Here is a 22,167-nt window from a genome sequence, read left to right as displayed (position 1 = left end):
ATGAATGTAGATGGATTAATTAATCGATTAGAAATTACGGTATTTAGGCATCGCGCTTTTGTGTTGACAATATTTGCGCTATTAAGTGCTTTGCTAGTCTTTCAGGCATCACAGATCAAGCTAGATGCAGCATTTACTAAAAATATTCCGCTTAATCACGAGTATATGCAAACGTACTTGAAGCACCAGGAAAATTTTGGTGGTGCAAATAGTGTGTTAATTTCTGTCTGTCATCAAGAGGGGGATATTTTTAACAAAGAGTTTTTCACGGCGCTTAAAGGTGTGCATGATCAACTATTTTTTATTCCCGGGGTTAATCGGACTCAGGTTAAATCTTTGTTTTCTCCCAGTACACGCTTTGTTGAAGTTGTTGAAGATGGTTTTGCTGGCGGTCCAGTAGTGCCAGCAGATTTTGTCGCTGATGACAAAGGACTTGCAACGGTTAAAGCCAATATAGAAAAAGCCGGTATTGTTGGCCGGATTGTTTCTGATGATTATAGCTGCGCTATGGTGAAAGCGATTTTAATGGAGCGCAATCCTAATACAGGTGAAAAACTTGATTCTATCGCGCTAGCCAATATCTTGGAAAATGATATTAGAAAACCGTATGAAAAAGGTAATATTACGGTTCATATAATCGGTTTTACTAAAATGGTTGGTGATGTCGCGGACGGTGCGAAAGGGGTGGTGACATTTTTTGCCGTCGCCATCGCTATCACATCAATAATGGTCTTTTTATTTTCTCGTTCAGTGTTATTAACCTTGCTGCCGATTGCCTGTTCACTGGTTGCGGTTGTCTGGCAAATGGGGCTTTTATCTAGTCTCGGTTTTGGCTTAGATCCTATGTCTATTTTGGTGCCGTTCTTAGTGTTTGCTATTGGCGTTAGTCATGGTGTGCAAATGATCAATGCCATAGGTAAACATGTTGAGCAAGGCTTTACCACTAAAGAGGCGGCGCAATTTAGCTTTCGCTCACTGATCATACCTGGCGGGGCAGCACTGTTATCAGATACTGTTGGTTTCATTACCTTATTATCCATTGATATTGGTATTATCCGTGAATTAGCCATTACTGCCTCGTTAGGAGTTGCAGTGATAATTTTTACCAATTTATTGCTGTTACCTGTGTTGATTTCTTTCCTGAAATTAGACAAATCTGCCCGTTCACAGAGCAAAGAAGCTAATACGCCATTATGGCAGTTGATGGCGAGTGTCAGTAATCGTGTAGTAGCAAGTGTTATTCTAGTTTTTACAGCGATATTGTTTGTTGCAGGCTTTCACTATTCTAAACAGTTGAAAATTGGGGAGTTACATGCAGGTGCGCCGGCGTTACACGAAAGCTCGCGTTATAATCAGGACACCTTTTTGATCACTAATCGTTATGCGATAAGTGTCGATTATATGTCGGTGATTGTTGAAACTACGGCTAATGCCTGTACTGACGCCCAGGTATTAAAAACCATGGATGCGTTTCAGTGGCAGATGGAAAATGTTGCAGGTGTTCAGTCAGCGGTAAGCTTACCTTCTGTAATGAAAATCATTAATGCGGGTTATTATGAAGGTAACCTGAAATGGCGCATTATTTCTCCAAATCAATATGCCTTGGCACAAGCGTTATCTAACGTTCCTAGCTCTACTGGCTTGTTAAATAACGAATGTAGTGTCATGCCGGTGATCTTGTTCCTTGAAGATCATAAAGCGGAAACTATCGACCGGGTTATTGTAAAAGCGAAACAGGCGATTAGTGAGTTAAATAATGACGATTTAACCTTTAATTTAGCTTCTGGTCCTATCGGCGTGATGGCGGCGACAAATGAAGCGGTTGCTGAAGCACAATTGCCGATGATGCTCTATGTATATGGTGCCGTGATTTTACTTTGTTTTATTAGCTTCAGAAGCGTAAGAGCAACGATTGCGGTAGTTGTACCGTTATATGTGGTATCGACCCTTGCTCAATGGTTAATGACAGTACTTGATATCGGTTTGACTGTATCGACCTTACCTGTGATTGCGTTAGGGGTAGGTATTGGTGTGGATTACGGTATCTATATTTTATCGACCATGAGTATTAAGCTCAGAGAGGGGATGTCTGCGCATCAGGCTTATTTGGCAGCACTTCATGAACGGGGCAGTGCGGTATTGTTAACTGGCTTCACCTTGGCGATTGGTGTTTCTACCTGGTTTTTCTCAGATTTAAAATTCCAGGTTGATATGGGAGTGTTACTTACCTTTATGTTTTTAGTGAATATGTTAGCGGCGGTTACCGTGTTACCAGCATTGGCTTGTTTTTTATGGCGAGATAAAAAATAACTGAAAAAATTTCACTTAAATTACTTTGCATAAATAAACATGAAAATGGCCGAAAGGTCATTTTCTATTTATAACAAGTGAATAAAAAGGAACCGAACTGATTAAAAGCGCCTTCCAGCTAGCTCGATTACTGAGTTATGCGAAAAAAATAGCTCGCAATAGCCTAAAATTATTAATAAAATCCATCCTGTAGTCTATTCTGTTAGGCATAGATATAAAAATTATACAACAAATTATTTCAAGCGTTTTATCCAAAAGGAAAACGGCATGGCGTTAGTAGACGGTTTACCCTCTGTGATACTATCTGATGTAGCACAATTAATTAAACAAAAAGTTCCAGCAGAAACAGCTCCTTTAGTTGAAAAGTTTGCTGAGCTGCTTTATCGAAATATTTCCACATTAGACTTAGCTCATCGCAACGACAGCGATATGTACGGCGCAACATTAAGTTTGTGGAATTCGCTTAGTGACCATAAAGATAATACGCCGGTCATTAAAGTATTTAACCCTCAGGTTTCTAAGCACGGTTGGAAATCCAGTCATACCATCATCGAAATCATTACAGCAGATATGCCATTTTTGGTGGATTCTGTACGCATTGCGTTGAGTCGTTTAGGGGTAACGCCTCACTTAATGTTAAATAGCCCAATTAAATTAGTACGTGATAAACAATATAATATCAAGCAATTGGCGACCGCTTCAGATAAAAAAATAAAAGCGACGTCAACTGAAACGGTATTTTTTGTCGAGATCGATCGTCAAACCGAACAAGACGTGATTGATAGTATAGAAAGAGAACTACACTCAGTGTTAAGTGATATTGCGATCACGGTCAATGATTGGAGCGAGATGAAAAAACGCTTAACTGAAGTGATTGCCGATACTGAAAAAGCGAAAGTTCCTTGTTCAAAAGAAGAGCACAGCAATGGTTTAGAGTTTCTCCGTTGGTTGTTAGCTGATAACTTCACCTTACTTGGTTATCGTTCCTATGACGTTAAAACTTTAGAAGGAGACTTAGCGTTATCAGCTAATGTCAAATCTAGCCTAGGTCTGATGAAGCAATCAAAAGGCACGAAAGAACGTTTACTTTCTCATTTAAGTCCTTCAGCGAGAAAACTTGCTTTAGGTGATAATTTACTGATCTTAACGAAAACCAACTCTCGTTCTCGCGTTCATCGTCCAGCACATCTTGATTATATTGGTATTAAACGTTTTGATGCTAAGGGTAATGTGATAGGCGAAGAACGTTTTGTTGGCTTATTTGGCTCAGCGTATTATACCAATAGTGCGTTAGATTTACCGCTGATTGGTGCTAAAGTGGCCGATGTTTGTAAGTCGTCTGGATATGCTCCTGGCACTCATGCTTTTAAAACCTTGATCAATATTTTAGAAACTTATCCACGTGATGAAATTCTGCAAACAAATACCGAAGAGTTATTGCAAAATGTCTTGGGTATTTTCCAAATGCAGGAGCGAGATTATTCTGGATTATTTATTCGTCGCGACGCCTTTGATCGTTTTTATTCTTGTATGGTGTATGTGCCTCGTGAAAGATACAACACGGCATTAAGGATTAAAACACAAAAACTATTGCAAGAATCATTTGGTAGCGATCAAGAAGTGGAGTTTACCACTTTCTTTTCAGAATCCGCTCAGGCGAGAACGCATTATATTGTGCGCGTTAAAACAACAAAAGCAGACATCAACGTGAAAGAAATTGAAAAGAACTTAAATGAAGCCGCGCGCAGCTGGGATGATAAATTGGCAGCGGTGTTAAATTCTCATAAAGGGGAAGCAAAAGGTAAAGCATTAAGCCGTAAATATGTTAGCTTCCCACAAGCTTATAAAGATGAAGTGTTGCCAGGCAGCGCGATTGTTGATATTGAAAAGTTTGAAGCGTTATCAGACGCGAACAAACTGGAAATGTTGTTTTATCAACCACAAGAAGAAGCGCAAGGTAGTCGTTTTGTTAAGTTAAAACTATTTCATAAAGGTGAGCCATTACATTTATCCGATGTTTTACCTATGTTGGAAAACTTTGGCTTACGAGTGATAGGTGAAAGTCCGCACGCGGTTAGAACGTCTGACGGTGAAACTTGTTGGATCCTTGACTTTTCAATGTTACTGACCGGCAAAAAGACCTTTAACCTTGAGAAAGTGCAAAGCTTATTTCAGGAGGCCTTTGCGAAAGTATGGGCAGGTATCTTAGAAGATGATGGTTTTAACCGTTTAATCTTAGGGGCGGAATTAGCTGGTCGTGAAGTTTCTATCCTGCGTGCTTTTGCTAAATACGAACGTCAAATTGGCGGTACTTTTAGTCAAAACTATATCGAAGATACCTTTTTCCGTTATCCTAATATTGCAGAATTATTGATCAAACTGTTTAACTTGCGTTTTGATCCTAATGCAAAATCAACCGAAAAAGCAATTAGTAAGGTCCTAGAGCAAATTGAAGCGTCATTAGATAAAGTCGCTAACTTGGATGATGACAGAATTATTCGCCGCTTTGTTGAAATGATCAATGCGACTATTCGTACTAACTACTTCCAGCCGCATCCAACATTGGGTGAGAAATCTTATATCTCATTTAAGATTACGCCGAGCTTGATTGCCGATATTCCACAACCTGTACCTGCATTTGAAATTTTTGTTTATTCACCACAAGTGGAAGGCGTGCATTTACGTGGTGGTAAAGTTGCTCGAGGTGGCTTGCGTTGGTCAGATCGTCGAGAAGATTTCAGAACAGAAGTGTTAGGCCTGGTTAAAGCACAGCAAGTTAAAAATACCGTGATAGTACCAGTTGGTGCTAAAGGTGGATTTGTCTGTAAACAGTTACCACATGGCGATCGTAATGAGATATTTGAAGCGGGTAAGGAATGCTATCGCACCTTTATTCGTGGTTTATTAGACATTACCGACAATATTGTTGCTGGTGAAATAGTACCACCGGAAAACGTTATTCGACATGATGAAGATGATCCGTATTTAGTGGTAGCAGCCGATAAAGGGACTGCGACTTTCTCAGATATTGCAAACGGCATTTCTGAAGAATATAACTTCTGGATGGGAGATGCGTTTGCTTCAGGTGGTAGTGTTGGTTACGACCATAAAGGCATGGGCATTACCGCAAAAGGTGCATGGGAATCAGTTAAACGCCATTTCCGTGAAATGGATATTGATTGTCAAACCACTGATTTTACCTGTATTGGTGTTGGTGATATGGCGGGTGATGTATTTGGTAACGGTATGTTGTTATCAAAACATATCCGTTTACAAGCGGCATTTAACCATATGCATATCTTTATCGACCCAAACCCAGATTCAGCTTCTAGTTATAAAGAGCGAGAGCGCTTATTTAATTTGGCTGGCTGTACTTGGGAAGATTACAATAAAGAATTGATCTCTGAAGGTGGTGGCATTTTCAACCGTTCAGCAAAATCGATTAAGATAACCAGCCAGATCAAGAAAATGCTCGGTACACAAAAGCAAAATATGTCGCCGAATGAATTGATCCAAGCCATTTTAAAAATGAAAGTGGATTTATTATGGAATGGCGGTATCGGCACTTATGTTAAATCCAGTAAAGAATCTCACTTGGAAGTGGGAGATCGTGCAAACGATTCATTACGGATAAATGGTAATGAGTTGCAAGCGAAGATTGTTGGTGAAGGTGGTAACCTTGGCTTTACTCAATTAGGCCGTATTGAATATGCCGCCAAAGGTGGCCGCATTAATACTGATGCTATCGATAATGCTGGTGGTGTCGATTGCTCAGATAATGAAGTTAATATCAAAATTTTACTTAACGGCTTAGTACAAAGTGGTGACCTAACCGTTAAGCAACGTAACAAATTGTTATACGATATGACGGATGCAGTTTCTGAGATTGTGTTAGAAGATTGTTATCGCCAAACGCATTCGATGTCGATCACCAACCAACGTGGCGTTAATCAATTAAAAGAGCAAGCGCGCTTTATTCATGAGATGGAACGTGCCGGTAAATTAGATCGTGCATTAGAGTTCATTCCAAATGATGAGGAAATCGCTGACCGTTTAGCTCAAGGTCAGGGGCTTACCCGTCCAGAGCTTGCTGTATTGCTTGCGTATAGCAAAATGGTTTTGAAAGAAGATCTGGTGTGTTCTGAAATTACTAACAACTCTTACTATGACCAATTGCTATTTGAAGCTTTCCCGCAACAGCTACAAGAAAAATATCGTGAGCAGATGCAGGAACATCCGTTAAGAGCTGAAATTATTGCGACTAAACTTGCTAATAATATTGGCAATGATATGGGGTTTAATTTCGTTAATCGTATGCACGAAGAAACCGGCGCTTCGGTAGCGGAAATTGCAAATTGCTATGTGATGGCAAGTGCAGTATTTGAAATGTCAGATGTTTGGCAGAAAATCAGCGATTTAGATAATAAAATTTCCACTTCAGTACAAACGGAGATGTTATTCCAGTTACGCCGCACTGTACGTCGTGCGACACGTTGGTTCTTACGTCATCGTAATAAGTCATTAGATATACAGCAATCTATTGATTTCTATGGTAGAACTTTTAAATCGTTAACTAAACAGATTGACACAGTAATGATCGAAGAAGAAGTTAACATGCTTAAACGCGTAGAAACTGACTTGGTCAATGCAGGTGTTCCAGCTGGTATTAGTCAGCGCATTTCACAGCTAAGTACCTTATTCTCTGTGATGGATCTTGCTGAGTTAATCGATAGTGATGGTCGACCGGCTAAATTAGTGGCGGATCTTTACTTTAAATTGGGGGCTCGTTTAGACTTGCATTGGTTCTTAGATCAAATTACCAAGCAGCCTGTGTCTAACCATTGGCAAGCGTTGGCTAGAGCGTCATTTAGGGAAGAGTTGGATTGGCAACAACGCTCGATTACTGCCGTTATTTTACGTAGCGACCCTAAGAGTAAAGATGTTGAGGCGATGTTGGATCATTGGTTTGATGCTAACGAACAACCGTTGAAACGTTGGAATCATATTTTAGATGACTTTAGAATTGGGCAAACGCATGAATTTGCTAAGTTCTCAGTAGCATTAAGAGAGTTAATGTTGTTGAGTTTGAATTGTGACCCAAGCAAATAAAATGATAGAATCCCCGCAAATGCGGGGATTTTTATATATAGCGTGTTATTTATCGGCAGAATAAGGATATTGTGCTGGTTCAAGAGCTAAGTGTTTACCTGAGCACTTGAATAATAAACACTCATAGCTGTTTGCCAATTTATTCTACACTGTAGTCGTTGATAACAGCGTTTCTATTGATGTCCCACTGAAAATACCGATAATATTTATTAAGCAATCGAGGTGATATGTTTTATTCAGCCATTCGTAAAATTTTATTTCAATTTGATCCGGAAACTATCCATGAGTTAACGATTAAAGGATTAAAATCGACCGGAGCAACACCATTTAATTTTGCGTATAAGCAACAAGTGCCGAATAAGCCGGTGCAAGTGATGGGAATTCATTTTCCAAACCCTTGCGGTTTGGCAGCTGGTTTGGATAAAAATGGTGAGTGTATTCGGGCATTTGATGCAATGGGGTTTGGTTTTGTTGAAGTGGGCACTGTAACACCTAGACCACAGCCTGGTAATGATAAACCAAGAATTTTCCGTCTGCCACAAGCGAATGCGGTGATCAACCGTATGGGGTTTAATAACAAAGGGGTAGATTACTTAGTTGATCAGGTGAGAAAAGCTAAATATAGCGGTGTGTTAGGCATTAACATCGGTAAAAATAAAGACACTCCGGAAGAAAATGCTAAAGATGATTATCTCTATTGCATGCGTAAGGTCTATAACTTCGCCAGTTACATTACGGTAAATATTTCCTCTCCTAATACCCCTGGACTTCGCTCATTACAATATGGGGACGCGCTAAACGAGTTATTGGCTGCATTAAAAGCAGAGCAAACAGTGTTAGCTAAGCAATACGATAAATATGTACCAATCGCCGTTAAAATAGCACCAGATCTTAGTGAGCAGGAAATTAACTCTATTGCCGAGTGTTTAATTAATAACGACATTGATGGTGTTATTGCCACTAATACTACGTTGGCGCGAGATGGGGTTGAAGACCTTGAACACGGTAATGAAACTGGTGGTTTAAGCGGTGCACCAGTGAAAGATAAGAGTACTGAAGTGATCCGGTTATTGGCAAAAGCGCTGGATGGTAAATTGCCAATTATTGGTGTCGGTGGTATTTCATCAGGAGCCGATGCGAAAGAAAAAATAGAAGCAGGTGCGAAACTGGTGCAAGTCTACACTGGCTTTATTTATCAAGGCCCTGAGTTAGTGAAAGAAATAGTGCAAACGTTACGACGTTAGTACTGTGATAACGAATATTACAAAAAAGGGGCTTTAGGCCCTTTTTTACGTTTAATAGCAAACGAACAAGGCGCTTGTATCAGATATTTATCATTTCTAGCCACAGAGTTTAGTTATCTGACTTTGATATTGATGGTGTGAAAATTAAGCCAAAACAAGCATGCTATATGCTTGTCTTGGCGATTGAATTGTCGATTATGGTTGCGTCGCAGCAGGGGGATTACTTGGTGCTTGGTGCTCAGCTGATTTTTCTAATTGCGCTAACCTTTCGACTAATAAGGTCACAGACATTTCCAATTGATTAACAGTGGTAGCCACTTCTATTTGTTGACTATCACGGCTTGAAGATTTTTCTTCCAAGGTGTCTATTTGTGCCCTTAGCTTGCTAATATCATCCTGAATATTATTAGCCGCGTTAATTTGATCTGCTAATGCATTCATATTAAGTTCGTTTGACGTTTGCTTTTCATTAATGTCATTAATTGCAGATGCGGTGTTTTTCAACTGTTGACTGTGGTTACTGCTGGCCGTTTGTAGTTTTTTGTTTGTTGACTGTAACTCTTTAATTTCACTTTGATTACGACGCCAGGCTGATGCCCAGAGCTTATCCATTTCATCCCAGAGTTTATTGGTTTTTTCGGTGATAGCTTCGAGCTTGGTTTTTAAGGCAATGGTGGATTCGCCCATTTCTTCACCTGTGGCGGAAAGCTGATTCTCTAATGATTGAATGCGTTGCTCTGATTGCTGAACTAACAGCTGTAATTTCAGGTTCTGCTGATAAAAGTACCAAGCACCACCTGCTAAGGTCAGTAGAATGGCAACTAGTAATAGTGTTGTCGCTACTGAGGACGATTGCTTTACTTCTTGCTGGGGGCTCAGTTGTGTTTTGGTTTTCGTTGCTCCCTGTGGTCGACGAGATGATTTAACCTGATCTTGATCTAAGGTAATACTGGGGATTTCGGGTTCAACACGATTTGACACTATGCTAGCCTTAAGTGGAAAAATACTAAAGGCTAACTGTAAAACAAAATCTTCCAATATTTAATAGTTTAACTGGAATTAATTGCGATATTTAACGAAAAAACCGATAAATATCGCAATTTATCGGTTTTTAGCTTGGTTATGTTTGATTTTAATAGCTGTCGTTATGAACACTCATCACGGCGCGGCCGGAAGGATCTGCCATTTTACTAAAGGCTTCATCCCAGGCGAGTGCTTGCGGTGTGCTACAAGCCACTGATTTGCCACCCGGTACGCATTCCGCTGCCGACGCGAGTGGGAAGTGTTGTTCAAAGATGCAGCGATAGAAATAAGCTTCTTTGGTATCGGGTGTATTTACTGGAAATTTAAATGCCGCATTTTCCAGTTGTTGATCGCTAACCTGACTTTCGACATAAGACTTCAACCCGTCAATCCAAGAGTAACCAACACCGTCAGAAAATTGCTCTTTCTGACGCCATAGAATTTCTTCTGGTAGGTAACCTTCAAAAGAAGCCCGTAATATGCCTTTTTCCATTTTACCATTGCCACACATTTTATCTTGTGGGTTGATGCGCATAGCGACATCCATAAAGTTCTTGTCTAAAAATGGAACTCGGGCTTCAATACCCCAAGCAGACATAGATTTATTAGCGCGTAAGCAATCAAACATATGGAGTTTTTCCAGCTTACGGTTTAATTCTTCATGAAACTCTTGGGCATTTGGCGCTTTATGGAAATACAAATAACCACCAAATATTTCATCAGCACCTTCACCTGACAGAACCATTTTTATCCCCATGGCCTTAATTTTTCTCGCCATTAGGTACATAGGGGTAGAAGCACGAATTGTTGTAACATCATAAGTTTCGAGGTGATAAATCACTTCTTTTAACGCATCGATGCCTTCTTGTTCGGTAAAGATCACACTGTGATGAATCGTACCAATACTATCTGCTACTTTTTGTGCCGCTTCTAAATCTGGTGAACCGGCTAAGCCACAAGCAAATGAATGCACGCGTGGCCACCAGGCTTCAGAAAGATCGTTTTCTTCCACTCGGCGGGCGGCAAACTTTTGTGTTATCGCTGATACGAGCGAAGAGTCGAGGCCACCAGACAATAAAACACCATATGGGACGTCTGTCATCAGGTGGCTTTTAACGGAATCTTCTAATGCTTCACGAATTCTGTGTTTGCTGGTGTGATTATCTTTAATCGCACTATATTGATGCCAGTTTCGCTTATAATACTTAGTTAATTCTCCGCTGCGGCTATCTAAATAATGGCCTGGAGGAAATTCGCTAACGGTTTTACACACTGGCATCAAGGCTTTCATTTCAGAGGCAACATAAAAGTTACCGTCTTCATCATAGCCAGTATATAACGGAATAATGCCGATATGATCACGAGCGATCAAATAGCTATTATCCTTTTCGTTATACAGACAAAAGGCGAACATGCCTTGCAATTTATCGATAAAGTCAACGCCATGGGCTTGATATAGCGGCAAAATGACTTCGCAGTCAGAGCCCGTTTGAAATTGATAATCTACGTCTAGTTCACTGGCAAGGGCAGTGTGGTTGTATATTTCCCCATTGACCGCCAGGATATGGCTTTTATCTTGATTGTAAAGCGGTTGAGCACCATTTTCGGTATCAACAATAGCAAGTCGTTCGTGGACTAAAATTGCATTTTGATTACTGTAGACGCCAGACCAATCTGGTCCTCTATGACGTAATAAACGGGAACATTCGATGGCTTTTGGCCGTAAAGCCTCTGCATCTGTTTTTATATCTAATATACCAAATATCGAACACATTGAAGCGCTACTCCTTAATATAGATTTAATTTATACAATGTTAGTCATTGATTGTGATCAGTTAAGCTAGCTTTGGTAACACAGATGGTTGTCAGTGGCAAATACACAGTAATGCGCATAAGCCTCCAGCCATGGCCGCCAGTTAACTGAGCTGTCACTTTGCCATTTCTTAGCTAAAAATCAAGGGTTAATTTTTAAATTTTGTAAATAAATTACATTTTATAATCTATTATTTTTATTAGGATTTTAAAAAGTGTATTGATTTTTCGGTATTTTTTATGAGCTTTTACTCTAATTGTGCTGAATTAATGATGCTGATAATAATTTTAAGTTTCGATAGTAAACTGGTTATAAGTGTTAGTCTTGTCCCTGAAAGAGGGCATTGAGATGCTTATAGTTGATTTTGAATATCGAAGCAATGTGCTATGTAAGAATGCTAAAACTAATAAGAGTGTTGAAATGAATAAGTATCTAATGAATTTAGTAGTACTGGTGTGGTTTTGGCCTGGCAACCTAAGTGTTGCAGTCGCGCAGCCGTCTAATGCCTTAAATAGTACTTTGAGTATTGAAGAACAACGCTTAACAAAAGCGCAACAGATAATGCCAGAAGTGTTTCAGCCATTAACGCAACGTTTATCAATGTTTGAACAACACATCGCAAAGGCGCGAAATTTTACTGCGTTAACACAAGTGGTGATCCGTCATGCTGGTGGTTTGTGGAAAGATGCGATTCTGTGGTTTGATGCTTCTCAGCGTTATGATGATCGGCCATTATATTGGGCAAGGATACAAATGACCAAGTTATTAAAACAGTCGCCGAGCTTTCTTCAGTTATTACCTATGCAACAACAAAAAATTCTTTGGTTATTGGAACTATTATCGCGCGGTCAAAATGATGTTAAGTTTAATAAAGGAGCAAAGAAAAAAATTCTTATTACCGGTTTCGATCCGTTTTTACTCGATCGTAATATCAGACAAAGCAACCCCTCTGGCGTTGCAGCGCTAGCACTGGATGATTTGTTGCTCAGTAGAGATGGCATAAGTGCAGAAATTGAAACTTTGATCTTCCCGGTTCGTTTTGCTGATTTTGATCAAGGTATTGTGGAGATTTTACTCGCGCCTTATTATCAAAAAGTAGACATGGTAGTCACCATTAGCATGGGACGATCAGGGTTTGATTTAGAACGCTTCCCAGGATTGCGCAGAAGTGCAAAAGCGTCAGATAATCTAAATATTAAAACGGGAGCTTCACCAGATAAACCTAAAGTGCCATTATTGAAAGGTAAGTCTTTGGACGGGCCGGAATTTGTCGAGTTGAGTTTGCCAGTTGCCAAGATGATCAAGGTTCAGCGCCCGTTTAAAGTGAATGATAACCGAAAAGTTCTTACCTTATCTGGTAAGGTAGAAGCGCAATCATTATCAGCGCTTGCAGACAAAATATCAGTTGCTGGCTCAGGCGGTGGATATCTTTCTAATGAAATATCGTATCGTAGTATTTTACTACGAGAGCAGTTAAACCCGCTACTGCCGGTTGGTCATCTCCATACCCCGAAATTTATTGGTTTTGCGCCAAAAACATCAGCGCAGATAGTAAAACAAATTAAGCAGATATTAACTGAAGCAATCGATGGGATTTAGCCTTATAGTCGCAACCCTTATCATTTTGTGTTTACTATGGGCTATATCTATCGCTTGTTTAATTCTGATCTCCAAAGACATGACCTAGCCAATATAATAAATTACCAGTAGTTGCGGTTTTATCATTTTACTATGGGGCCACTGGCAGGGGTTGAGTGTTTTCTTGTATCAATTGGTTTCTTCGTTGGACAAAGCCAGTTAAAATAGCGCGCAATTTGATCCTAATTGAGTTTTAATAAATCAATGTTTGAACTGAAGTATAAAACGCCGTTTAGCTGGACCGAAGCGGTGCTAGAAGATTTTGACGCCTTCTTAAAAGATCACGCTGCCGCCGAGAAGAAAGCGTCAGGCATGGCGGTTTCAATGTTGTCACATTACCCTGACCGTAAAAATTTAGTGCGAGCGATGACAGATTTAGCGATAGAAGAGCTGATCCATTTTAAGCAAGTAGTAAAGTTAATGCAGGCCAGAGATATTCAAATGGCAAATGATGAGAAAGATCACTACGTAAAAAAAATTCGTGCTGTTTTTCGTAATGGGAAAGAGGTCTTTTTTTTAGATCGTTTATTAGTGGCTGCGGTGATTGAAGCACGTGGTCATGAACGTTTTGCCTTAGTCGCTGAAGCCTTGCCTGCCGGGAAAGAAAAAGACTTTTACGTCTCTATTGCAAAATCAGAAGAAAAACATAAAAACCTTTTTATTGAATTAGCTTATGAATATTTTGACAAACAGGAAGTTGATCAGCGCTTAGAAGAGATTTTAATTGAAGAAGCAAAAATCTGCGAAAGTCTACCTTTTAGGGCTGCGCTGCATTAATCGTGTGGATTATAGAAACTAACCAGCTAGCGGTGCTAATTTGAGTAATTTAGCTAAGTACCTTGCAAATTATGCACAACTTGAAGTGCGGGCATTAAATGATTTTCCAGCTAAGCTGAGTTATTCCCATGTGGTGGTGATCCCTGCTTATAAGGAAACGAGTACTTTTATTGAAACGTTTTTATCATCTCAGCTTGCTCGACAAAACGTTTTATTGATCATTGTGATTAATCAGCCGGATATTGATAGTGATATCCGGCCACAGCAACAACTTGCCACTGAAATTTTAAAACGTGGTCAAGTGACATGGCAACAGGATAATTTAACTCATGTTGTTTTCTCATTTGGCAATAGTGCATGCCTGCTAGTAGACCGTTATACCCATCCTATAGATGTAAAGCAGGGCGTTGGCTTAGCGAGAAAAATAGGTGTCGACATAGCGTGTCAGTTAATCAGTCAGCGCAATATTACCACAGACTGGCTGCACTCGACTGACGCCGATGCAACGCTGCCGGATAATTATTTCACTGAACTAATCAATCAAATTGAACAACTTTGTGCGAGTAAAAGTACTGAACCGGTTGTTGCTGCTTGCTATGATTTTCATCATGTTAGCGCTAATATTGAGCTGCATTTAGCCAATCAAGTGTACGAGCAGGCGTTACGTTATTATGTTGCTGGACTTGAATATGCAGGATCTGCTTATAGCTTTTTTACTATTGGCAGCATCTTAGCATTTAAAGCATCTGCTTATGCCAGTGTTAGAGGTTTTCCGAAGAAAAGCGCGGGTGAAGATTTTTATTTACTGAACAAGCTGGCAAAAATGGGACAAGTGATCCGTGTGGAAAAGAGTGTTATTCGCCTAGCGGCAAGAACTTCTGACCGGGTGCCATTTGGCACTGGACCGGCGGTGCAACAAATTTTGACTGAGCAACAATCTGCGGCAAATTATCGCTATTATCACCCTAAGGTTTTCAGGCAACTAAAATGCTTAATAGCGAGCTTTGAGCTTTTATTTGAGCAGACTGAGCAACTTGCTAACTGGTATTTATTATTAGGTGATGAACTAACCGCCGCGTTAAAAGCTATTCATTTTGAGCATTTTATTAGCAAGCAAGGTCGTAATGATCGCCGCCAGTTTAATAAGCAGTTAATTGTTTGGTTTGATGCCTTTAAAACACTGAAGTTGATCCATTATCTGCGCGATCATTATTATCCTAATATACCTTTAACGGATGCGATAGCACAGGCTGATTTTCAGTTAGTAAAGTAATGTAAACTTGAGATAAAAAAACGGCTACTTAACAGTAGCCGTTTTTGTTTGGACAGGTATTTACCATGCTAAGGTTTTGTTGGTCCAGCATTACTGCGGTTAACAACATGTGCTAGCATCGCCATTCTACCAGAGGTAGCCGCGGCAGTTCGTTCCTCATTCGCTAAAAAGCTGCGCGGAATTTCATTAACCGTGTTAATTGTTGTCGGCTTAGCCATATCAGATGAAGCGCGATACTGTACTCTGGCTTTTGGAGTCGTTATCTGCGTATCGATATCCGTGTTATTCACTGCGCTGCCATTTGCTTTATTATCAACAGTCGATTGCTTATCAATGATTGCATCGCTGTTATTATTTGCAATTGGCTGTGCTACGTCGTTAGCAGCAGATTCTTTACTTTCTGTCGCTGATGATTTTTCTGCAGAAATTTCTAACGTGTTATCTAAAGAGTTTTCCTCGGCTAAAGTTGTGTTGTCGTTTGTTACATCCGCTTCAACTTCAGTACTTATTTCAGCATGTTGCTCGGTATTTTCAGGGCTACTTGGCTGTTGACTTTCAACCGCTTGTTTCACTTCTGGTTGAGCAGTTTCCTTAGCGACACTGACAGGTGCACTTGCTTCAGTTGATGGGGCTACACTAGCGTCTGATGATGCTTTTTCTTCAGTAACATCTTCAAGCGGAAGATTCTGTTGTACTTCCTGTCGTGACTCTTTTGCTTGTTCTTCAGCTTCAGGGTAACGAGCTTCAACCGGATCAGCCGTTGCGGTAATTTCGATTGTCTCTACAGCTTCGTTAACTTCTTTACTCTCGCTTTTCGATCTGCGTCTTTGTCCGTGAGAGCGTAAGTGACGTGGTGAACGACGGTTGCGTGAACGTTCTTCCGTTGATTTATTCGGCGCATTACTATCGTTTGTTTGTGCGTCTGGCTTTTGCTCTACCGCTTGAACAGCTGCTGGTGCCTGACTATTATCTGATTCTTTTTTTGCCTTGTTCGTTGCATTATCATCAGCGAGTCGTACTTTTTTCCGGCTGTTGCGGCGTTGGCGCTTCTCCGCTACTTTCTCTTCTTTCGGCTTTGCTGTGCGATTTTGCTGCGGTTTGCGGTTTGGTCTTTCTGGCTTATTTTCCGCTGCTTTTTGCTTCTCAGCCGCAGGTTTTCTCTCTCCCCGTTTTTGTTGACGGTTATCGCCTTTTGCATTAGTGCGTGAACGTGGATTTTTACGATTGCGTTGCGAACGCTGGTCCTGATCACGTTTATCGGCAGGTTGAGATTGTTTGCTTTTGGCTGCATCTTCTGTTTCACCAAACAAACCTTTTAACCATTTAACTAATCCAGAGAACAAACCTTCTGAACTCTCAACTGGTTTTGGTGTTGCTTTATTTGCTTTAGGTGCTTGTTTGGGTGCTGACATTCCCTGCAATAAAGGTTCGTCTTTTTTCGCAGCAGTTTTATCAAACTTCGGCATTACAGCTTCTTCAGGTGCTGCTTCAATTGCTGGTACTTGATAGCTGGCTTCGGCAATGCTTTCATCTAACCGAATGCGGATCACTTCATATTGAGGTGTCGACATATTTGGGTTAGGTATGATCAATACTTTAACGCCGTGATGTTTTTCTACATGGAATACTGAACGACGCTTTTCATTCAATAAATAAGTCGCGACAGGTACAGGCACTTGTGCATGGACTTGTTGGGTATTGTCTTTTATCGCTTCTTCTTCCATTAAGCGCAACACTGATAATGCAAGTGATTCTACGCCTCTAACGTGACCAGTACCGTTACAACGTGGACAAACGCCTTGACTGGTTTCACCAATAGATGGTCTTAAGCGCTGACGTGACATTTCCAATAAACCAAAGCGAGAAATTCGTCCAAGTTGGATACGAGCACGATCTGGTTTTACCGCCTCACGCATGCGGTTTTCAACTTCCCGCTGGTGACGTACTGGTGTCATATCGATAAAGTCGATGACGACTAAACCACCTAAGTCTCGCAAACGTAATTGACGAGCAATTTCATCAGCGGCTTCTAAGTTGGTATTAAACGCCGTTTCTTCGATATCACCGCCTTTAGTGGCTCGTGCTGAGTTAATATCAATCGACGTCATCGCTTCCGTTGGATCGATAACGATTGAACCACCAGAAGGTAAGCGTACTTCACGTTGGAACGCTGACTCTATTTGGGTTTCTATTTGATAATGAGTAAACAGCGGTACATCGTTGGTATAGAGTTTGACCTTGCTGGCAAAATCAGGACGAACAATTTCGATATGTTGTTTAACGCTTTCAAACGTTTTAGGTCTATCAATTAATACTTCACCAATATCGCGACGTAAATAATCACGAATAGCACGTAAAATAACATTCGTTTCTTGATGAATTAAAAATGGTGCAGGGCGGCTGGCGGCTGCTTCTTCAATCGCTTTCCAGTGATGAAGTAATACGTTTAAATCCCATTCTAATTCATCATAATCTTTACCAACACCGGCAGTACGGACAATAAGCCCCATGCCTTTAGGTAGACTAAGTTTATTTAACGATGTTTTTAATTCAGTACGCTCGTCACCTTCGATACGGCGAGAAATTCCGCCAGCTCTTGGGTTATTTGGCATTAGTACTAAATAACTACCCGCTAAGCTAATAAAGGTAGTTAATGCTGCACCTTTTTGACCGCGCTCTTCTTTATCGATTTGTACGATAACTTCTTGGCCTTCAGTCAAAACATCTTTAATGTTCGGACGACCCTGGAAGGTATAACCTTTAGGGAAGTATTCGCGAGCGATTTCTTTCATCGGTAAGAAACCGTGGCGTTCTGCGCCATAATCAACAAATGCGGCTTCTAGAGAAGGTTCTATGCGGGTGATTTTTGCTTTATAAATATTGGCCTTTTTTTGCTCATGACCAGGACTTTCAATGTCAAGATCATAAAGTTGTTGACCATCAACAAGTGCTACACGTAACTCTTCCGATTGTGTAGCATTAATTAACATACGTTTCATAGTTTGTTTGACTCAATTTTAGTCACAACACACTATTTGCTTAGTACACAAAGCAATCTGTCGCTATGGTAACAGCGATTTGTCAGCCTCACGGATGTCAATCTTAATGCGCCATATTACGCAAAAAGCTGTTAAAATTTTCTGATTGTCTATTCAATAAACAGGCACTTTACCTGTTTAGTTATGTTTCTTCATGTGCTCAGCAAAAGTGCTGTGCTTGTTTTAACAATCTTAGGGTAGCGATAATCATCATTGTTTATTTATGATGCGTTATATCTGTTGAAAATTCCCAAGACGATTAAATCTAATTTACCTAGTGCTTTTTTGTCGCTGGATAAAATGTTTATGCGTTTGTTTTGACAGGGTACTCACGTCAATTACGCAATAGGCCATTCAGTTATTCAGTCATTTTTGTCGTAATGCTCAATAATGTAGCCGCAAATTACCTCTTACAATTCGTAAAAAGCTTCCAATTTTAATGTTGCCGTTCAATTATAGTGCAACTTGGCTATTATCCCACTTTTTTTATGAAAAAGGCAATTAAATCGTCAGCTTATTTAGCGTAATTTTATAAAAAAGTATGTTAAACTGCGCGTTATGACAGAAAGTACTAAACCTCAAGTCAGATTTATCACCGTTGATAGTGAAGATGCTGGCCAAAGAATCGATAATTTCCTGGTAAAAACGTTAAAAGGTGTGCCGAAAAGCATGATTTATCGTTTGTTGCGTAAAGGAGAAATTCGTGTAAATAAGAAACGCACAAAGCCTGAATACAAATTAGTTGATCAGGATGTGTTGAGAATTGCGCCGATCAGAGTCTCGGAAAAAGCGCCTGCCGTATCTACACAACTTAATGTTGTCGCGAATCTGGAAAAACAAATTTTATTTGAAGATGATCGCTTAATCGTGATTAACAAGCCTTCAGGTATGGCAGTTCACGGCGGTAGTGGCGTGAATTTTGGTGTGATTGAAGCGTTGCGGGCGTTACGCCCGGAAGCGCGGATGTTAGAGCTAGTGCATCGTTTGGATAGAGATACTTCCGGCTGCTTAGTGATTGCTAAAAAGCGCTCGGCATTGCGTAATTTGCATGAACAGCTACGTAACAAAAAAGTGCAAAAGTTTTATCATGCGCTCGTGAAGGGGCGCTGGTCATCTAAGCTGACGCGTGTCACCGAAGGATTAAAAAAGAACGATTTAAAATCTGGTGAGCGAGTGGTAGTGGTTGATAATATTAACGGTAAAGAATCGGAAACCCGTTATAAGGTGTTACAACATTATAATGGTGCGACGTTAGTTAGAGCGTTTCCTGTGACCGGACGTACTCATCAAATTCGCGTTCATTGTCAATGTAAAGGCCATCCTATTGCAGGGGATAACAAATATGGTCATCCTGAATTTGACGGTGAGATGAAATCTTTGGGCCTTAAACGTTTATTTTTACATGCTGCCAGTATTGAATTTACTCACCCGACAACGGAGCAGCGCTTAAAAGTGGAAGCGCCACTGGAAGCGTCGCTGGAAAAATTATTAAAACAGTTAGTTAAAGAAAAACGTAATTAAAGAAAGTAACCGTTAGATGCATCATTATAAGTTAGTGATATTTGATTGGGACGGTACTGTGATGGATTCTGTCGCCCGTATCGTCTCTTCTATGCAATCAGCAGCAAAAGATCTGGCATTAGAAATCCCCAGCGCCGAGCAAGTGCGTGAAATTATTGGTTTAAGTTTACCAAAAGCTGCGGAAATTTTGTTTCCTAAATTGACTGCTGCTATAGGGGAAAGTCTTCACCAGCGATATAAGGTGCAATATAAGGCATTGGATACAACGCCGACTCCCTTATTTGATAATGCGATAAATTTGCTTGAGCAATTACGACAACAGGATAAATTGTTAGCGGTGGCTACCGGTAAAGGCCGAGATGGATTAGAGCGAGTATGGCAAATGACGGATACGAAGCATTATTTTCATAGTTCGCGCTGTGGTTATGAATGTCAGTCGAAACCGCACCCAGAAATGCTCGAGCAAATTTTAGCTGAGCTTAATGTTCGACCTGAAGAGGCGGTAATGATCGGGGATACTCGTCACGATATGGCAATGGCAAAAAATGCCAATGTTGACCGCATAGGTGTCACTTATGGCGTCGATGACAAAATCACATTGGCGCAGTACCAGCCTAAAGCGATTGTTGATTCATTATTTGAGTTGCAGGACTTATTGTTATAATTTGTCGCTGAATGCTTAACTAAAGAAGGCATTCAATAGAATGCCTTCTTGCTTTTATTTGTCTGTTGCGGCGTTAAATCGCGTTAGTAACATCCACAGATAGTTTAAGTAATTGTCCTGGTTGCAAGTATTTACTGCGACTTAAACTATTCCAGCGTTCAATATCGCGAATGGTGACATTAAATTTATCGGCAATACGGGCAAATGAATCACCGCGTCTCACTTTGTAAGTAATGTTGCGTAATATTGCTTGTTCTACCGGTTTATCTGACACGTTAGCAATTTTAGCCTGACGCCAGATCACCAGTTTCTGTCCTGGCTTTAAGGTATCTTTAGGAGCCATGCCATTCCATTTTGCTAATTGACGATAATTAACCTTATAAGCGCGGCTGATATCCCAGAAATTATCTCCAGTTTTTACCGTATAGGTAATTTTTTCATTGCCACGGCGATAGTTTTGTTTTTTCGCTAAACGCTGTTCTTGCGATAAAGTATAGGCATCAAGAGATTTGGCTGCGACCGGAATTAACAGGTGTTTACCTTCACGAATTTGAGTGCCGCGAATATTATTGACTTGTTTGATCACGCCAATATCGGTATTAAACTTATTCGCAATCTTGCCTAAGCTATCACCACGACGAATTTTATAGCGCTGCCAAGCCAGTCGCTCTTTATCACTTAAGTTGCTTAATCTAGACTTAAAAGCAGTGACTTTATTATTAGGGATCACGAGATAATGTGGCCCCTTAGGATCCGTTGCCCAGCGGTTATAACCTGGGTTAAGGTGCTGTAACTCTTCTAAACTCATCCCCGCCAATTCAGCTGCTTTGGCTAAATCTATTTGCGAGCCGATATCCACCGCACTGATAACACTTTTGTTTTCTATCGGGTAGAAGCTGACGTTAAAATCATTAGGGCGTTTTACTAAATCGGCAAGGGCTAATAATTTAGGGACATAAGCCCGGGTTTCTTTCGGTAGATCCAGTGACCAAAAATCGGTTGGAATATTTTTACGTGCATTATTACGCATCGCTCTTCTGACTCGTCCTTCGCCTGAATTGTAAGCTGCCAACGCTAATAACCAATCGCCATCAAAAAACTTATTAAGATATTGTAAGTATTTTATTGCACCTTTGGTTGACGCCACAACGTCTCGTCGGCCGTCATACCACCAGTTTTGCTTCATACCGAAACGGGTGGCAGTGCCTGGAACAAATTGCCACATGCCTGATGCCCGGCCATGAGAGTAGGCGAAGGGGTCAAAGGCGCTTTCAACAATTGGTAGTAACGCGATTTCCATCGGCATATTTGCCGCTTCCAGCTCTTCAACAATAAAATGCATGTAGGGCTCAGCACGTTTAGCGACGCGATCTAAATAAGACTGGTGTTTGGCGTACCAGTTACGTTGTACTACCACGCGACGGTTTTGTGGTATGTCAAATGCGAGTTGTGTTCTAATCCGCTGCCAGACATCGTCACTGACGATTGCTTCGTCAGATAAGTTTAACGAGACATCGGCAACCGGATGGATAACTTCGATATTTTCATCAGTGAGTAACGCCTGACTAATATCAACGGGAGATGCGGTGTGCTCGGCTAATAAATTTGTCGAGGTGCCATCATTTTTGTCTACGGCTACACTTTGCTGTAGATTTGTCGACTGACAGCCCATTAAGGCGATCGCAATGGAAATTGAAAAAGATAAAGACTTCATGAATACTTTATTTATTGATTGTTAGCCTTAGTTTACTAAATTG

The 22,167-nt window shown here is 40.5% G+C and carries 12 protein-coding genes and 1 pseudogene; 9 read left to right on the top strand and 4 right to left on the bottom strand.

Annotation, left to right across the window (positions count from 1 at the left end; all coding sequences use genetic code 11):
* From QQK06_RS00495 to pyrD, 3 genes are all read left to right on the top strand, one after another.
* Complete coding sequence (locus QQK06_RS00495) at positions 1 to 2,310, top strand: efflux RND transporter permease subunit (protein WP_284242553.1); 2,310 nt, start codon at positions 1 to 3, stop codon at positions 2,308 to 2,310.
* A 267-nt stretch (positions 2,311 to 2,577) separates the two neighbouring features.
* The gene (locus QQK06_RS00490) at positions 2,578 to 7,419 is read left to right on the top strand and encodes an NAD-glutamate dehydrogenase (protein WP_284242552.1); all 4,842 of its coding nucleotides are present in this window, start codon (positions 2,578 to 2,580) and stop codon (positions 7,417 to 7,419) included.
* Positions 7,420 to 7,646: 227 nt separating this feature from the next.
* Positions 7,647 to 8,663 (top strand): quinone-dependent dihydroorotate dehydrogenase, encoded by a 1,017-nt coding sequence (gene pyrD, locus QQK06_RS00485; protein WP_284242551.1) that lies wholly within the window; start codon positions 7,647 to 7,649, stop codon positions 8,661 to 8,663.
* Positions 8,664 to 8,858: 195 nt separating this feature from the next.
* Here the strand turns inward: pyrD and QQK06_RS00480 are convergent, their stop codons facing one another.
* Positions 8,859 to 9,644 carry a hypothetical protein gene (locus QQK06_RS00480; protein WP_284242550.1) on the bottom strand — a complete coding sequence of 262 codons (786 nt, stop codon included), beginning with the start codon at positions 9,642 to 9,644 and terminating at the stop codon, positions 8,859 to 8,861.
* Positions 9,645 to 9,795: 151 nt separating this feature from the next.
* Positions 9,796 to 11,460 carry an asparagine synthase B gene (asnB, locus tag QQK06_RS00475; RefSeq protein ID WP_284242549.1) on the bottom strand — a complete coding sequence of 555 codons (1,665 nt, stop codon included), beginning with the start codon at positions 11,458 to 11,460 and terminating at the stop codon, positions 9,796 to 9,798.
* A gap of 459 nt (positions 11,461 to 11,919) precedes the next feature.
* Here asnB and QQK06_RS00470 point away from each other — a divergent pair, with 459 nt between their 5' ends.
* From QQK06_RS00470 to QQK06_RS19755, 4 genes are all read left to right on the top strand, one after another.
* A complete protein-coding gene (locus tag QQK06_RS00470; RefSeq protein WP_284242548.1) occupies positions 11,920 to 13,098 on the top strand; it encodes a C15 family peptidase in 1,179 nt (392 codons plus the stop codon).
* Between the two features lie 243 nt (positions 13,099 to 13,341).
* Positions 13,342 to 13,914 carry a MiaE family protein gene (locus QQK06_RS00465; protein ID WP_284242547.1) on the top strand — a complete coding sequence of 191 codons (573 nt, stop codon included), beginning with the start codon at positions 13,342 to 13,344 and terminating at the stop codon, positions 13,912 to 13,914.
* Between the two features lie 40 nt (positions 13,915 to 13,954).
* Positions 13,955 to 15,187, top strand: a complete 1,233-nt coding sequence (locus tag QQK06_RS00460) for a glycosyltransferase family 2 protein (protein WP_284242546.1) — start codon at positions 13,955 to 13,957, stop codon at positions 15,185 to 15,187.
* Positions 15,188 to 15,379: 192 nt separating this feature from the next.
* On the top strand, positions 15,380 to 15,739 hold the full coding sequence (locus QQK06_RS19755; protein ID WP_488803636.1) for a DUF6198 family protein: 360 nt from the start codon (positions 15,380 to 15,382) through the stop codon (positions 15,737 to 15,739).
* A gap of 440 nt (positions 15,740 to 16,179) precedes the next feature.
* Here the strand turns inward: QQK06_RS19755 and rne are convergent.
* A pseudogene (gene rne, locus QQK06_RS00455) lies at positions 16,180 to 18,186 on the bottom strand (ribonuclease E); the annotation flags it as partial.
* Between the two features lie 597 nt (positions 18,187 to 18,783).
* Between rne and rluC the strand changes: the two are divergent.
* Both rluC and QQK06_RS00445 read left to right on the top strand, forming a co-directional pair.
* Positions 18,784 to 19,746: a 23S rRNA pseudouridine(955/2504/2580) synthase RluC gene (gene rluC / locus QQK06_RS00450; protein ID WP_284242544.1), complete on the top strand. Its 963-nt coding sequence runs from the start codon at positions 18,784 to 18,786 to the stop codon at positions 19,744 to 19,746.
* A gap of 16 nt (positions 19,747 to 19,762) precedes the next feature.
* Entirely contained in the window at positions 19,763 to 20,410 is a 648-nt protein-coding gene (locus tag QQK06_RS00445; protein ID WP_284242543.1) for an HAD-IA family hydrolase, read from the top strand.
* Between the two features lie 73 nt (positions 20,411 to 20,483).
* Here the strand turns inward: QQK06_RS00445 and QQK06_RS00440 are convergent, their stop codons facing one another.
* Positions 20,484 to 22,124, bottom strand: a complete 1,641-nt coding sequence (locus QQK06_RS00440) for a lytic transglycosylase (RefSeq protein ID WP_284242542.1) — start codon at positions 22,122 to 22,124, stop codon at positions 20,484 to 20,486.
* Between the last annotated feature and the right edge of the window lie 43 nt (positions 22,125 to 22,167).

It is taken from the genome of Thalassotalea insulae (genome assembly GCF_030161395.1).
GTDB classification, from domain to species: Bacteria; Pseudomonadota; Gammaproteobacteria; order Enterobacterales; family Alteromonadaceae; genus Thalassotalea_E; species Thalassotalea_E insulae.
Note: the sequence above shows the minus strand (reverse complement) of the source record. Positions and strands in the feature narration are given on the sequence as shown.